Genomic DNA, 14,468 nt, shown 5'->3' with positions numbered 1-14,468 from the left:
CGTTCAATCTGAGTGCCGCTTGAGACCTCATCTAGGCCTTGTGGCGCGCGTTTCAAGTCAATGAATTCCAGCTTTTTCGAGCGCCGCCGGGCCTTGAAATTAGCGGCACTGTCGCTATGCGCGAGGCCCTTCGCGGCGCTCGCGCAGACCCCGCCCGCGCCCATCCGCCTGGCGCTCATCGAAAGCATGAGCGGCCCGTTCGCCAACACCGGCGAGGCGGTGTTCCGCAACCTGCTGTGGGCCGTGGAGCGCGTGAATGCGCGCGGCGGCATCAGGCTGCCGGGCGGCGCGCGGCCGCTGCAGCTCGACCGCTACGACAGCAAGGGGCAGAACGAGGAAGCGCTGTCGGCGCTGCGCGCCGCGATCGACGATGGCGCGCGCATCGTGCTGCAGGGCAACTCCTCGGCCACCGCGGCGGCGCTGATCGATGCGATCGACAAGCACAACGAGCGCGACCCGCAGCGGCGCATGCTGTTCCTCAACTACGCGGCGGTCGAGCCCTCGCTGACCAACGAGCGCTGCAGCTTCTGGCACTTCCGCTTCGACGCCCATGCCGACATGCGCGTAGCCGCGCTGATGGACGTGGTGAAGGACGACGCCGCGCTCAAGCGCATCTACCTGCTGGGACAGGACTACAGCTTCGGCCAGGCGGTGCTGCGCGAATCGCGGCGCCAGCTCGGCACGCTGCGGCCCGACGTGGAGATCGTCGGCGACGAGCTGCATCCGCTGGGCAAGGTCAAGGACTTCGCGCCCTACGCCAGCAAGATCATCGCGAGCGGCGCGCAGGCGGTGGTCACGGGCAACTGGGGCAACGACCTCACGCTGCTCGTGAAGGCCGCGCGCGAGGCCGGCTTCAACGGCACCTTCTACACCTTCTACGGCAATGCGCTGGGCGCGCCCGCGGCCATCGGCGATGCCGGCATCGGCCGCGTGATCGCGGTGGCCGACTGGCTGCCGAATGTGCAGACGCCGCAGTCGGAGGCCTTCTACCGCGCCTTCCGCACGCGCTTTCCGAAGCCCGCGGACGACTACGTCCACATGCGCATGCAGCTCCTGATCGAGTCGCTGGCGCAGGCGCTCGAGCGCGCGGGCGGCACCGACACCGTGGCCGTGGCCGTGGCGCGCGCGCTCGAGCAGGCCGACGTCACGCTGTACGGCCAGCGCGGGCGCATGCGCGCGGCCGACCACCAGTTCCAGCAGCAACTGGTGGTCGGCGTGATGGACAGGCAGGGCCGAGCGGGCGTGCAGTTCGACGTCGAGGGCTCGGGCTACGGCTTTCGCGTGGTCAAGACCATTGCCCCCGAGCGCGCGGAGCTGCCGACTTCGTGCAAGATGAAGCGCCCCTGAAGGCACGAAGCGAAGACACGACGACAACGAAAGAAAAACACAGCATGCGCCAAGCCATCCACAACCTCGAAGCCTCCAAGATCCGCGAAGTCGCCAATGCCGGCCTCGGCCGCAGCGACGTGCTCGCCTTCTGGTTCGGCGAGAGCGACGAGGTCACGCCCGAAGTCATCCGCCAGGCGGCGATCGATTCGCTGCAGCGCGGCGAGACCTTCTACGCCCACAACCTCGGCCTGCCCGAGCTGCGCGCGGCGATCGCGCGCTACACCAGCAGCCTGCATCCCGCGGTCGATGCCTCGCGCATCGCCGTCACCTCGGGCGGCGTGAGCGCGCTGATGCTCGCGGTGCAGGCGCTGGTCGATGCCGGCGACGAGGTGGTCGCGGTGACGCCCGTGTGGCCCAACCTCACGGCGCAGCCCGCGATCCTCGGCGCGACGGTGCGCACGGTGCCGCTGGTGCCGGTGCGGGGCGAATGGACGCTGGACCTGCAGGCGCTGCGCGCGGCGGTCACGTCGACCACCAGGCTGCTGATCGTCAACGCGCCGAACAACCCGACCGGCTGGACGATGACGCGCGAGGAGCAGCAGGCCGTGCTCGACCATTGCCGCGAGACCGGCACCTGGATCCTCGCGGACGAGGTCTACGAGCGCCTGTACTTCGAACCCACGGCCAACGGCTGCGCGCCGAGCTTCCTCGACATCGCGCGGCCCGACGACCGGCTGGTGGTCACGCACAGCTTCTCGAAGAGCTTCCTGATGACCGGCTGGCGCCTGGGCTGGCTGGTGCTGCCGCCCGCGCTGGTCGAGGGCATCGGCAAGCTGATCGAGTTCAACACCTCGTGCGCGAGCGTGTTCACGCAGCGCGCCGGGGTGGTGGCGATCGAGCACACGGCCGAGATCACGCCGCGCGTGGTGGCGCACCTCAAGCACTGCCGCGACACGCTGGTGCCGCTGCTCGCGGCCGTGCCGGGCGTGCAGGTGGCGCCGGCCAGGGGCGGCATGTACGCCTTCTTCCGGCTCGAGGGTTTCGACGATTCCTTCGAGGTGGCCAAGCGGCTGGTGGTCGAGGCCGGGCTCGGGCTCGCGCCCGGCAATGCCTTCGCCCCCGAGGGGCAGGGCTGGCTGCGCTGGTGCTTCGCCTCGAAGGATCCGCAGCGGCTGGTGCAGGGCGTGGAGCGGCTGCGCGGCTGGCTCGCGAAGCAGCAGGGCTGAATGTCGCCGAGGCCCGCGCCCGTCGACGCCGTGCGCGTCCGCGGCTCGGCGCTGCCGGGCCTGCAGACGATCGTGGCCGAATCGGCGCGCAGCTTTCCGCGCCACATGCACGACGTCTACGGCATCGGCGTGATCGACCGCGGCGGCCAGCGCTCGGCCAGCGGCCGCGGCGCGGTCGAGGCGGTGCGCGGGGACGTCATTACGGTCAACCCGGGCGAGGTGCACGACGGCGTCGCGCTGCGCGGCGAGGCGCGCGCCTGGCGCATGCTGCACCTGGCGCCCGCGTTGCTGGCCGATGCCGCGCCCGGGCTCGAGCTGACGCGGCCGGTGCTCAACGATCCGGCGCTGCGGTGCGGGGTCGAGCGGTTGTTCGCGCGCGTGGCCGAGGGCGCCGATGCGTTGGCGCTCGAGCAGGGCGTGCTCGAATTGCTGCGCGATGCACCGGGCGCGCTGGCGCCGGAGCCCGTGCCTCGCATCGCCTCCGTGGCACTGGAGCGCGCGCGGGCGCGCATCGCCGACGACTGCGTGACCGCGCCCACGCTCGCCGAGCTCGCGCACGAGGCCGGCCTGAGCCGCTGGCAGCTGCTGCGCGGCTTCGCGGCCGCCTTCGGGCTGCCGCCGCATGCCTGGCTGCAGCAGTGCCGGCTGTCGCGCGCGCGGCGGCTGATCGCGCAGGGCCGGGCGCTGGCCGATGCCGCGGCCGGCGCGGGCTTCGCCGACCAGAGCCACATGACGCGGGCCTTCGTGCGCTTCCTGGGCTTCACGCCCGGGGCCTATGCGGCCGCGCACGGCGCCTGAGCCGGTCCCCTGCAATTTCGTTCAAGACCGCCGCGCCTCCGGCGGGAGACGCTCGCGCTTTCTGCAAATGAAAGGCGACAGGTATGTCGGAACGCGGCAAGGGGATGTGGCTGTGCGCGCTCGCGATGGTCACGGTCGGCAGCACGGTGGTCGCGAGCAAGCTGATCGCGAGTGGCCTGCCGCCGTTCACGGCGACCGCGCTGCGCTTCGCGCTGGCGCTGCCGGTGTTCCTGGTGCTGATGCGGTGGATGCGCGTGCGCTGGCCGCGTCCGGACCGGCACGATGCCTGGCTGCTGCTGTGCCAGGCGGCCGCGGGCAGCGTGGGCTACACGGTGCTGCTGATCCTGGGCCTGCGCTGGGCGCCGGCGGCCGACGCGGGCGTGGTGGCCGGCACCCTGCCGGCCATCGCCGCGCTGGTGGCGGTGCTCGCGCTGCGCGAGCGGCCCGGGCGCTACCTGATCGGCGGGATCGTGCTCGCGAGCCTGGGCGTGCTGGCGATCACGCTGCGACCGGGCGGGGAGGGCGGCGCGCGCACGCCGGCCGCGCTGCTCGGCAACCTGCTGGTGCTGGGCGCGGTGGCGTTCGAATCGCTGTTCATCCTGCTCAACAAGCGGCTGCGCGTGCCGCTGCCGCCGCTCGCGCAGTCGAGCGCGATGACCGCGCTGGGGCTGCTGCTGTCGCTGCCGCCCGCGCTGCTCGAGCGTGCCTGGCTGCAGGCGGTGCCGGCCGAGGCGCTGGCCGGTGTGGCCTACTACGCGCTGGTGCCGACGGTGGCGGGCTTCCTGCTCTGGTACGCGGGCGCGGCCCGGCTCAGCGGCGCCGAGGCGGCGCTGTTCACGGCGCTGATGCCGGTGTCGGCGCTGGCCCTCGCGGCCTGGTGGCTGGGCGAACCGGTGGGCTGGCCCCAGATCGCCGGCGCGGCCTGCGTGCTGGGCGCGGTGGCGCTGGTCTCGCTCGACGGGCGCCGTCGGGAAGGGGTGTCCGGGACGGCCGATGTATAATCCCAAGGCTTTGCATGCCGCAAGGCGCACGGTGAGCGCAGTTCCAGCACCCACCGCAAGTCAAACACCACCGGAACAAAGGAAAAACCAATGATCGCAGCCTCCATCAAGGCCGAAGTCGTCAAGGACAACGCCCGCGCAGCCAACGACACCGGCAGCCCCGAAGTGCAAGTCGCACTGCTGACCGCCCGCATCAACGAGCTCACCCCCCACTTCAAGACGCACGCCAAGGATCACCACGGCCGTCGCGGCCTGCTGCGCATGGTGAGCCGCCGTCGCAAGCTGCTCGACTACCTGAAGTCCAAGGACGCCGACCGTTACACCGCGCTGATCGCCAAGCTGGGCCTGCGCAAGTAAGCCGAATCGCATGAAAAAACGCCTGGGTTAGTCCGCTAGCTCAGGCGTTTTTTACTTCGCGAACCACTTTCGGGGTGCCCTACAGAGCGAAGCTGTGTCATTCCAGGGAAGTTCGAGCCGAGCTTCGCTGGAATGGCATCGTGTTCTGAGAAAGCCCTCCGAGTCCTGCGGATCTTCGATGATCTGCTACTAAAACAGGAGCAAACATGAGCCTCTTCAACAAAGTCACCAAGTCCTTCCAATGGGGCGACAAGACCGTCGTCATGGAAACGGGCGAAATCGCCCGCCAGGCCACGGGCGCCGTGCTGGTCGACATCGACGGCACCGTCGTGCTGGCCACCGTGGTCGCTTCCAAGAGCGCCAAGCCGGGCCAGGACTTCTTCCCGCTGACCGTCGACTACATCGAGAAGACCTATGCCGCCGGCAAGATCCCCGGCAGCTTCTTCAAGCGCGAAGCCAAGCCCAGCGAGCTCGAGACCCTGACCAGCCGCCTGATCGACCGCCCGATCCGTCCGCTGTTCCCCGAGGGCTTCCTCAACGAAGTGCACGTGGTGATCCACACCGTGTCGCTGAACCCCGAAGTCGACGCCGACATCGCCGCGATGATCGCCGTGAGCGCCGCCCTGTCGGTCTCGGGCATTCCGTTCGACGGCCCGATCGGCGCCGCGCGCGTGGGCTACATCAACGGCCAGTACGTACTGAACCCGGGCCAGACCGCGCGCAAGGATTCGCAGATGGACCTCGTCGTGGCCGGCACCGAAGCCGCCGTGCTGATGGTCGAGTCCGAAGCCCAGCAACTGGCCGAGGAGATCATGCTCGGCGCCGTGGTCTTCGGCCACGAACAGGGCAAGGTGGCGATCAACGCCATCCACGAACTGGTGCGCGACGCCGGCAAGCCGCTGTGGGTCAAGGAAGGCACCTGGGCGCCCGAAGCCAAGGACGAGGCCTTCATCGCCAAGGTCAACGGCCTGGCCGAGGAGAAGCTGCGCGCCGTCTACCAGATCCGCAGCAAGCAGGCCCGCACCCAGGCCCTGCGCGAAGCCAATGCCAGCGTCTACGAGGCCCTGAAGGCCGAAGGCGCCGAATTCGACGCCGGCAAGGTCAGCGACCTGCTGTTCGCGATCGAAGCGCGCATCGTGCGCAGCCAGATCCTGCAAGGCGAGCCGCGCATCGACGGCCGCGACACCCGCACCGTGCGCCCGATCGAGATCCGCAACTCGGTGCTGCCGCGCACCCACGGCTCGGCGCTGTTCACGCGCGGCGAGACCCAGGCGCTGGTCGTGACCACGCTGGGCACCGAACGCGACGCGCAGCGCATCGACGCGCTGGCCGGCGAGTTCGAGGACCGCTTCCTGTTCCACTACAACATGCCTCCCTTCGCCACCGGTGAAGTGGGCCGCATGGGCTCGACCAAGCGCCGCGAAGTCGGCCACGGCCGACTGGCCAAGCGCGCGCTCGTCGCCGTGCTGCCGAACAAGGAAGAGTTCCCCTACACCGTGCGCGTGGTGTCGGAGATCACCGAGTCGAACGGCTCCTCGTCGATGGCTTCGGTCTGCGGCGGCTGCCTCTCGATGATGGACGCCGGCGTGCCGATGAAGGCCCACGTGGCCGGCATCGCCATGGGCCTGATCAAGGAAGACAACCGCTTCGCGGTGCTGACCGACATCCTGGGCGACGAGGACCACCTCGGCGACATGGACTTCAAGGTGGCCGGCACGACCAACGGCATCACCGCGCTGCAGATGGACATCAAGATCCAGGGCATCACCAAGGAAATCATGCAGGTCGCGCTGGCACAGGCCAAGGAAGCGCGCATGCACATCCTCGGCAAGATGCAGGAAGCGATGGGCGAGGCCAAGGCCGACGTGTCGCAGTTCGCACCGCGCCTGACCACGCTGAAGATCAACCCCGAGAAGATCCGCGACGTGATCGGCAAGGGCGGCGCGGTCATCCGCGGCCTGCAGGAAGAAACCGGCACGCAGATCAACATCGACGAAGACGGCACCATCACCATCGCGTCGACCGATCCGGCCAAGGCCGAAGAGGCCAAGAAGCGCATCGAGCAGATCACGGCCGAGGTCGAGATCGGCAAGATCTACGAAGGCCCGGTCACCAAGATCCTGGACTTCGGTGCGCTGATCAACCTGCTGCCCGGCAAGGACGGCCTGCTGCACATCAGCCAGATCGCGCACGAACGCGTCGAGAAGGTGACCGACTACCTGAGCGAAGGCCAGATCGTGAAGGTCAAGGTCCTCGAGACCGACGACAAGGGTCGCGTCAAGCTGTCGATGAAGGCGCTGACCGAGCGTCCGGCCGGCATGGAATACAGCGAGCGTCCGCCGCGCGAAGACCGTGGTGACCGTGGCGGCGAGCGCCGTGACCGTGGCGACCGTGGCGACCGCGGCGACCGTGGTGGTGATCGCGGCGATCGCGGTGACCGCGGCGGTGACCGTGGCGAGCGCGCTCCGCGCTTCAACAACGAGCAGCAGCCGCGCAACGAGCAGGCGCCGGCCAGCGAGTCGCAGCAGCCGCAGGCTCCGCGCGAGTCGCAGGAGTAAGAAGGCCATGGCGGCCGCGGCATGCGCCGCGCGCCGCCTTTGCCTTTCCGATTGCTGAATGCGCCCGTCGCACGGGCGGCTGGAGGCCAGGAGACCATGAAAGCCATTGAAATCGCTTCGTACGGCGCCCCCGAGGTGCTGCGCGTCACGGATCGTCCCGATCCGGTCGCCGGCGCGGGCGAGCTGCTGATCCGCGTGTCGGCCAGCGGTGTCAACCGCCCCGACGTGCTGCAGCGCATGGGCCACTACCCGGTGCCGCCCGGCGCTTCCGACCTGCCGGGCCTCGAAGTGGCCGGCGAGATCGTGTCGGGCGATGTCGCGGCATTGGCCGAGGCGGGCTTCGCGATCGGCGACCGCGTCTGCGCGCTGATCGCCGGCGGCGGCTATGCACAGCTGTGCGTGGCGCCGGTGGCGCAGTGCCTGCCGGTGCCCAAGGGCTGGAGCGACGTCGAGGCGGCTTCGCTGCCCGAGACCTTCTTCACCGTCTGGAGCAACGTGTTCGAGCGCGGCCGGCTGCAAAAGGGCGAAACCCTGCTGATCCAGGGCGGCTCGAGCGGCATCGGCGTCACGGCGATCCAGATCGCCAAGGCGCTGGGCGCGACCGTGATCGTCACGGCCGGCAGCGACGACAAGTGCGAAGCCTGCCTGAAACTCGGCGCCGATCACGCGATCAACTACCGCACGGCCGATTTCGTCGAAGTGGCGAAGTCGCTGACCGGCGGCAAGGGCGTGGACGTCATCCTCGACATGGTCGCGGGCGACTACGTGGCGCGCGAGGTCGAATGCCTGGCCGAGGACGGCCGGCTGGTGATCATCGCGGTGCAGGGCGGCGTCAAGAGCCAGATCAACGCGGGCCTGGTGCTGCGCAAGCGGCTCACGATCACGGGCTCGACGCTGCGTCCGCGGCCGGTGGCATTCAAGGGCGCGATCGCCAGGGCGCTGCGCGAGAAGGTGTGGCCGCTGCTCGAGAGCGGCGCGGTCAAGCCGGTGATCCACAGCACCTTCGCGGCGGCCGGCGAGCCCAGCGGCGCGGCGCAGGCGCATGCGTTGATGGAATCGAACCAGCACATCGGCAAGATCGTGCTGACCTGGTGACGAGACGAGCACGATGACGAGCCACAAGAAACTGATCGCAGGGAACTGGAAGATGAATGGCAGCCTGGCTGCCAACGAGGCGCTGGTGACGGCGCTGCGGCAGGGACTCGCGGCGAATGCGCCCGCGTGCGACATCGCGCTGTGCACGCCCGCGCCGTATTTCGCGCAACTGCAGTCGCTGCTGGCGGGTTCGCCGATGGCGCTGGGCGCGCAGGACATTTCCGCGCAGGCGCAGGGCGCCTTCACGGGCGAGCAGTCGGCGGCGATGCTGAAGGACTTCGGTGTGCGCTATGCCATCGTCGGCCATTCGGAGCGCCGCCAGTACCACGGCGAGACCGACGATGCCGTGGCCGCGAAGACCGCGGCCGCGCTGGCCAACGGCATCACGCCGATCGTCTGCGTCGGCGAGACGCTGGCGCAGCGCGAAGCGGGCCAGACCGAGGAAGTGGTGAAGCGCCAGCTGGCGGCGGTCATCCACGTGAACGGCCACTGCATCAGCGAGATCGTGGTCGCCTACGAACCCGTGTGGGCCATCGGCACCGGCAAGACCGCTACGCCCGAACAGGCGCAAGCGGTGCACGCGGTGCTGCGCGCGCAACTGCATCACGCTGCGAGCGAGCACGCGGCCGGCATCAAGATCCTCTACGGCGGCAGCATGAATGCCGCCAACGCGGCCGAACTGTTGGCGCAAGCCGACATCGACGGCGGCCTGATCGGCGGCGCTTCCCTGAAGGCCCCCGACTTTTTGCAGATCATTTCCGCCGCCGCCCGCTGAAGCGGGCAGGGCAGGCATCAATTAGGAGTAAGAACGAATGAACGTGGTCCTCAACCTTCTGGTCGGCGTGCAGATGCTGTCGGCGCTGGTGATGATCGGGCTGATCCTGATCCAGCACGGCAAGGGCGCCGACATGGGCGCGGCCTTCGGCAGCGGCAGCGCCGGCAGCCTGTTCGGCGCCAGCGGCAGCGCGAACTTCCTCTCGCGCACCACGGCCGTGCTGGCCGCGGTGTTCTTCGCCTGCACGCTGCTGCTGGCCTACTTCAGCCACGCACGTCCCACGGGCGGCGGCAGCCTGCTGGAGCGTGCGGCCATCGGCGTGCCCGCCACGCCGGCTTCGGGTGCGGCAGGCCAGATTCCCTCGGGCCAGTCGGGCGCGGCGCCTGCTACGGCACCCGCGAGCGCGCCTGCGGCTGGCGCGGGACAGATTCCCAGCAAGTAACTCTGATGTTTTCAGAGTGACCCGTAAGAAATGGCTTCATTTCAGGGTAAACTCTAAAGCTGTTCGGAAAGCCAAACCTCTTTGTAGGCACCTCATGCCATCCGAACAGAAAAAACCGCGGTCGTGGTGAAATTGGTAGACACGCTATCTTGAGGGGGTAGTGGCGAAAGCTGTGCGAGTTCGAGTCTCGCCGACCGCACCAAATCTCACCGACAGGACGCCTCATGAAGGTGCTTCTGTCGGTGGCAAGCGGTGAAAGCTCCCGATGAACCTCGATTCCTACCTTCCCGTCCTTTTGTTCATTCTGGTCGGGGTCGGCGTAGGCGTCGCTCCACAGGTCATCGGATACATCCTCGGCCCCAATCGGCCTGACGCAGCCAAGAACGCACCTTACGAGTGCGGCTTCGAGGCCTTCGAGGATGCGCGCATGAAGTTCGACGTGCGCTATTACCTGGTTGCCATTCTCTTCATCCTGTTCGATCTGGAGATTGCCTTTCTCTTCCCGTGGGCCATTGCGCTCAAGGAGATCGGTGCTGTCGGCTTCTGGGCCATGATGATCTTTCTCGCCATCCTCGTCGTGGGCTTCGCCTACGAGTGGAAAAAAGGCGCGCTCGACTGGGAATAAGGAAGCTACACGATGGCCATTGAAGGCGTTCTCAAGGAAGGCTTCGTCACGACCACCTACGACTCGGTGGTGAACTGGGCGAAGACCGGATCTCTGTGGCCGATGACGTTCGGTCTGGCTTGCTGTGCGGTCGAAATGATGCACGCGGGCGCGGCCCGCTACGACATCGACCGTTTCGGCATGCTGTTCCGTCCGAGCCCGCGTCAGTCCGACCTGATGATTGTGGCCGGCACGCTGTGCAACAAGATGGCGCCGGCACTGCGCAAGGTCTACGACCAGATGCCCGAGCCGCGCTGGGTGCTCTCGATGGGTTCGTGCGCCAACGGTGGCGGCTACTACCACTACAGCTACTCGGTGGTGCGTGGCTGCGACCGGATCGTTCCGGTCGACGTCTACGTGCCGGGCTGTCCGCCCACCGCCGAAGCGCTGCTCTACGGGATCATCCAGCTGCAGCAGAAGATCCGCCGCACCAACACCATCGCGCGTGCCTGAGGAATTGCCGAGATGACCGACTTTGCAATTTCTCCGGAGGCGCTGCAGGCGACTCTGGTGCAGACCCTGGGCGACAAGGCCCGGAGCGTGACCGTTGCGCTGGGTGAGGTGACCGTGGTGGTGGGCGCTGCCGATTACATCGACGCGGCGCTGCTGCTGCGCGATGCGCCGGGCTGCCGCTTCGAGCAGCTGATCGATCTCTGCGGCATGGACTATTCCGACTACCGCGAAGGCGAGTGGGAAGGCGAGCGCTACGGCGTCGTCTCGCACCTGCTGTCGGTGAGCCTCAACCAGCGCGTGCGCCTCAAGGTGTTCGCGCCCAGCGAAGACCTGCCGGTGGTCGACTCCCTGCAGCCCGTGTGGAATGCGGCGACCTGGTTCGAGCGCGAGGCCTTCGACCTCTACGGCATCGTGTTCGAAGGCCACGACGACCTGCGCCGCATCCTGACCGACTACGGCTTCATCGGCCATCCGTTCCGCAAGGACTTCCCGGTGTCGGGGCATGTCGAGATGCGCTACGACGAAGAGCAGAAGCGCGTGGTCTACCAGCCGGTATCGATCGAGCCGCGCGAGATCACGCCGCGCGTGATCCGCGAAGACAACTACGGCGGCGGACTCCACTGACATGGCCGAAATCAAAAACTACACCCTCAACTTCGGTCCCCAGCATCCCGCGGCACACGGCGTGCTGCGCCTGGTGCTCGAGCTCGACGGCGAAGTGATCCAGCGCGCCGATCCGCACATCGGCCTGCTGCACCGCGCGACCGAGAAGCTCGCCGAATCGCGCACCTTCATCCAGTCGCTGCCCTACATGGACCGCCTCGACTACGTGTCGATGATGTCCAACGAGCACGCCTACTGCCTCGCCATCGAGAAGATGATGGGCCTCGAGGTGCCGATCCGCGCGCAGTACATCCGCGTCATGTTCGCCGAGATCACTCGGCTGCTGAACCACTTGCTGTGGCTCGGCGCGCACGGCCTCGATTGCGGTGCGATGAACATGCTCATCTACTGCTTCCGCGAACGCGAAGACCTGTTCGACATGTACGAGGCGGTGTCGGGCGCGCGCATGCACGCGGCCTACTTCCGTCCGGGCGGCGTGTACCGCGACCTGCCGGACGTGATGCCGCAGTACAAGGTCAGCAAGATCAAGAACGCGAAGGCGATCGAGAAGCTCAACGAGAACCGCCAGGGCTCGCTGCTCGACTTCGTCGACGACTTCTGCAAGCGCTTCCCGAAGATGGTCGACGAGTACGAGACGCTGCTCACCGACAACCGTATCTGGAAGCAGCGCACCGTGGGCATCGGCGTGGTCACGCCGGAGCGCGCGCTCAACCTCGGCTTCACCGGCCCGATGCTGCGTGGCTCGGGCGTCGAATGGGACCTGCGCAAGAAGCAGCCCTACGACGTCTACGACCGCATGCAGTTCGACGTGCCGGTCGGCCGCACCGGCGACTGCTACGACCGCTACCTGGTGCGCGTCGAGGAGATGCGCCAGGCCAACAAGATCATCCAGCAGTGCGCGGCATGGCTGCGCGCCAACCCCGGCCCGGTGATCACCGACAACCACAAGGTCGCCGCGCCCGCGCGCGAATCGATGAAGGCGAACATGGAGGAGCTGATCCACCATTTCAAGCTCTTCACCGAAGGCTTCCACGTGCCCGAGGGCGAGGCCTATGCCGCCGTCGAGCATCCGAAGGGCGAGTTCGGCATCTATCTCGTGAGCGACGGCGCCAACAAGCCGTACCGCCTGAAGATCCGCGCCCCTGGCTTCCCGCACCTCGCCGCCCTCGACGAAATGTCGCGCGGTCACATGATCGCCGACGCTGTCGCGGTGATCGGCACGATGGACATCGTGTTCGGCGAAATCGACAGGTGAGAAAGAGCGAATGACTTCCTCTACCCATGACACTCACGCGGCGCCTTCGGCGCCGCTGAAGCCTGAGACCCTCGAACGCTTCGCGCGCGAGGTGGCCAAGTACCCCGAGGCCGGCAAGCAGTCGGCCGTGATGGCCTGCCTGGCGATCGTGCAGCAGGACGAGGGTTTCGTGAGCGCCCAGCGCGAGCGCGAGATCGCCGAGTACCTCGGCATGGCGCCGATCGCGGTGCACGAGGTCACGACCTTCTACAACATGTACAACCAGCATGCGGTGGGCAAGTACAAGCTCAACGTCTGCACCAACCTGCCGTGCCAGCTGCGCGATGGCGTCACCGCCCTCGTGCACCTCGAGAAGAAGCTCGGCATCAAGATGGGCGAGACCACGGCCGACGGCCTGTTCACGCTGCAGCAGAGCGAATGCCTGGGCGCCTGCGCCGACTCGCCGGTGATGCTGGTCAATGACCGCACGATGTGCAGCTTCATGAGCAACGACAAGCTCGACCAGCTCGTCGATGGCCTGCGCAGTGCAACCCCCGGGGAGGCTTCGTGATGACGCCCGATCAGGTTCTTTCGCAGTTCCGCGCCACCGGCGTGCAGACCTGCTTCCATGACCGCCACATCGGCGCCCAGATCTATGCCGGCCTCGACGGCACCAACTGGCATCTCGCCGACTACGAGGCGCGCGGCGGCTACCAGGCGCTGCGCAAGATCCTCACCGAGGGCCTGACGCCCGACCAGGTGATCGCCGAAGTCAAGGCCTCGGGCCTGCGCGGCCGCGGCGGCGCCGGTTTCCCGACCGGCCTGAAGTGGAGCTTCATGCCGCGCCAGTTCCCGGGCCAGAAGTACCTGGTCTGCAATTCGGACGAAGGCGAGCCGGGCACCTGCAAGGACCGCGACATCCTGCAGTTCAACCCGCACATCGTGATCGAGGGCATGGCCATCGCCGCCTATGCGATGGGCATCAGCGTGGGCTACAACTACATCCACGGCGAGATCTTCCAGAGCTACGAGCGCTTCGAGGAAGCCCTCGAGGAGGCGCGCGCCGCCGGTTATCTGGGCGACAAGATCATGGGCAGCACGTACAACTTCCAGTTGCACGCCGCCCACGGCTTCGGCGCCTACATCTGCGGCGAGGAAACCGCGCTGCTCGAATCGCTCGAAGGCAAGAAGGGCCAGCCGCGCTTCAAGCCGCCGTTCCCGGCCAGCTTCGGCCTGTACGGCAAGCCGACCACCATCAACAACACCGAGACCTTCGCGGCGGTGCCCTGGATCATCCGCAACGGCGGCCAGGCGTACCTCGAGTGCGGCAAGCCGAACAACGGCGGCACCAAGATCTACTCGGTCAGCGGCGACGTCGAGCTGCCGGGCAACTACGAAGTGCCGATGGGCACGCCGTTCTCCAAGCTGCTCGAACTGGCCGGCGGCGTGCGCAAGGGCCGCACGCTCAAGGCCGTGATTCCCGGCGGCTCGTCGGCACCGGTGCTGCCGGCCGACATCATGATGCAGTGCACGATGGACTACGACTCCATCTCCAAGGCCGGCTCGATGCTGGGCTCGGGCGCGGTGATCGTGATGGACGACAGCCGCTCGATGGTCGAGTCGCTCAAGCGCCTCTCGTACTTCTACATGCATGAATCCTGCGGCCAGTGCACGCCGTGCCGCGAAGGCACGGGCTGGCTCTACCGCGTGGTCGACCGCATCCACAACGGCCAGGGCAAGCCCAGCGACCTGCAGCTGCTGGACTCCGTCGCCGGCGACATCATGGGCCGCACCATCTGCGCCCTCGGCGACGCGGCGGCCATGCCGGTGCGCGCCATGATCAAGCACTTCCGCCACGAGTTCGAAGCCTTGATCCCGGGCTACGTCCCGAAAGCAACGGTCCAGGCCTGAG

The 14,468-nt window shown here is 67.7% G+C and carries 15 protein-coding genes and 1 tRNA gene; all 16 read left to right on the top strand.

The features are described 5' to 3' along the window. Positions 1-60 precede the first annotated feature (60 nt). The 16 genes from ACODT0_RS38160 to nuoF all read left to right on the top strand — a co-directional run bounded on the left by ACODT0_RS38160 (position 61) and on the right by nuoF (position 14,467). Positions 61-1,347 (top strand): branched-chain amino acid ABC transporter substrate-binding protein, encoded by a 1,287-nt coding sequence (locus ACODT0_RS38160; protein ID WP_489043672.1) that lies wholly within the window; start codon positions 61-63, stop codon positions 1,345-1,347. Then, positions 1,344-2,555 carry a pyridoxal phosphate-dependent aminotransferase gene (locus ACODT0_RS38155; RefSeq protein ID WP_489043679.1) on the top strand — a complete coding sequence of 404 codons (1,212 nt, stop codon included), beginning with the start codon at positions 1,344-1,346 and terminating at the stop codon, positions 2,553-2,555. Before ACODT0_RS38160 ends, ACODT0_RS38155 begins: the two co-directional genes overlap by 4 nt. Beyond that, complete coding sequence (locus ACODT0_RS38150) at positions 2,556-3,353, top strand: helix-turn-helix transcriptional regulator (RefSeq protein WP_489043671.1); 798 nt, start codon at positions 2,556-2,558, stop codon at positions 3,351-3,353. A gap of 83 nt (positions 3,354-3,436) precedes the next feature. Beyond that, positions 3,437-4,354 carry a DMT family transporter gene (locus ACODT0_RS38145; protein WP_489043670.1) on the top strand — a complete coding sequence of 306 codons (918 nt, stop codon included), beginning with the start codon at positions 3,437-3,439 and terminating at the stop codon, positions 4,352-4,354. A 90-nt stretch (positions 4,355-4,444) separates the two neighbouring features. Beyond that, positions 4,445-4,711 carry a 30S ribosomal protein S15 gene (rpsO, locus tag ACODT0_RS38140; RefSeq protein ID WP_007837783.1) on the top strand — a complete coding sequence of 89 codons (267 nt, stop codon included), beginning with the start codon at positions 4,445-4,447 and terminating at the stop codon, positions 4,709-4,711. A 206-nt stretch (positions 4,712-4,917) separates the two neighbouring features. Further along, positions 4,918-7,269, top strand: coding sequence for a polyribonucleotide nucleotidyltransferase (pnp, locus tag ACODT0_RS38135; RefSeq protein WP_489043669.1), 2,352 nt, complete (start codon positions 4,918-4,920; stop codon positions 7,267-7,269). A gap of 96 nt (positions 7,270-7,365) precedes the next feature. Further along, positions 7,366-8,364, top strand: a complete 999-nt coding sequence (locus ACODT0_RS38130; protein ID WP_489043668.1) for an NAD(P)H-quinone oxidoreductase — start codon at positions 7,366-7,368, stop codon at positions 8,362-8,364. Between the two features lie 13 nt (positions 8,365-8,377). Then, positions 8,378-9,139: a triose-phosphate isomerase gene (gene tpiA / locus ACODT0_RS38125; protein ID WP_489043667.1), complete on the top strand. Its 762-nt coding sequence runs from the start codon at positions 8,378-8,380 to the stop codon at positions 9,137-9,139. A 37-nt stretch (positions 9,140-9,176) separates the two neighbouring features. Then, positions 9,177-9,581: a preprotein translocase subunit SecG gene (secG, locus tag ACODT0_RS38120; RefSeq protein ID WP_261212617.1), complete on the top strand. Its 405-nt coding sequence runs from the start codon at positions 9,177-9,179 to the stop codon at positions 9,579-9,581. 117 nt (positions 9,582-9,698) lie between these two features. Beyond that, positions 9,699-9,783 (top strand) — tRNA-Leu (locus tag ACODT0_RS38115). Between the two features lie 63 nt (positions 9,784-9,846). After that, entirely contained in the window at positions 9,847-10,206 is a 360-nt protein-coding gene (locus ACODT0_RS38110; RefSeq protein ID WP_012748607.1) for an NADH-quinone oxidoreductase subunit A, read from the top strand. Between the two features lie 12 nt (positions 10,207-10,218). Next, positions 10,219-10,698 carry a NuoB/complex I 20 kDa subunit family protein gene (locus tag ACODT0_RS38105; protein ID WP_057592164.1) on the top strand — a complete coding sequence of 160 codons (480 nt, stop codon included), beginning with the start codon at positions 10,219-10,221 and terminating at the stop codon, positions 10,696-10,698. Between the two features lie 12 nt (positions 10,699-10,710). Then, complete coding sequence (locus ACODT0_RS38100; RefSeq protein ID WP_057592165.1) at positions 10,711-11,322, top strand: NADH-quinone oxidoreductase subunit C; 612 nt, start codon at positions 10,711-10,713, stop codon at positions 11,320-11,322. Position 11,323: 1 nt separating this feature from the next. Further along, positions 11,324-12,577 (top strand): NADH-quinone oxidoreductase subunit D, encoded by a 1,254-nt coding sequence (locus ACODT0_RS38095; RefSeq protein ID WP_057592166.1) that lies wholly within the window; start codon positions 11,324-11,326, stop codon positions 12,575-12,577. A gap of 10 nt (positions 12,578-12,587) precedes the next feature. Next, on the top strand, positions 12,588-13,127 hold the full coding sequence (locus ACODT0_RS38090; RefSeq protein WP_057592167.1) for an NADH-quinone oxidoreductase subunit NuoE family protein: 540 nt from the start codon (positions 12,588-12,590) through the stop codon (positions 13,125-13,127). Continuing rightward, positions 13,127-14,467 (top strand): NADH-quinone oxidoreductase subunit NuoF, encoded by a 1,341-nt coding sequence (gene nuoF / locus ACODT0_RS38085; protein ID WP_057592168.1) that lies wholly within the window; start codon positions 13,127-13,129, stop codon positions 14,465-14,467. Before ACODT0_RS38090 ends, nuoF begins: the two co-directional genes overlap by 1 nt. Position 14,468: the final 1 nt, after the last annotated feature.

It is taken from the genome of Variovorax sp. FG153, assembly GCF_057809595.1.
The sequence above is the reverse complement of the archived record's forward strand: the minus strand, read 5'-3'. Positions and strand labels throughout refer to the sequence as shown.